This is a genomic window from Vibrio scophthalmi LMG 19158, assembly GCF_000222585.1.
Taxonomy (GTDB): Bacteria; Pseudomonadota; Gammaproteobacteria; order Enterobacterales; family Vibrionaceae; genus Vibrio; species Vibrio scophthalmi.
In genome coordinates this window covers 1-323 of the sequence record NZ_AFWE01000137.1, presented here as the reverse complement: position 1 = coordinate 323, position 323 = coordinate 1, and the positions used below count along the sequence as shown (strand labels likewise).

Genomic DNA, 323 nt, shown 5'->3' with positions numbered 1-323 from the left:
TCCGTCCCCTCAAAGCGCACCACAGGCACTTTACGCTTTGCAATCTCAAGCAGGTTGCGCGGGATGTACGTCCCGCCACCCATCTTAGGAACACAGCCATATTCTTCGTCTGCATCCTCCTGGCTAGGGGCGTTCTTGTATAACGTCTCTAGCCATTTCGTCTCAGCCTCAATGCTCCACTCTTGGCCTGTTACTGCGCAGATACGGCGGTATAACCCTTGCTCGCACGCTTCTTTTAATGGCGTGCGATGTACCACCCAATCGTTACGCTCAGCGCGTGACGCTTCGATGATTTGGTTAAACGGGTTATCGGTGCCGTTGTG

The 323-nt window shown here is 53.9% G+C and carries 1 pseudogene; it reads right to left on the bottom strand.

The window, feature by feature from the left end:
- Positions 1 to 323 (bottom strand): annotated as a pseudogene (locus tag RH88_RS23600) (hypothetical protein); the annotation flags it as partial.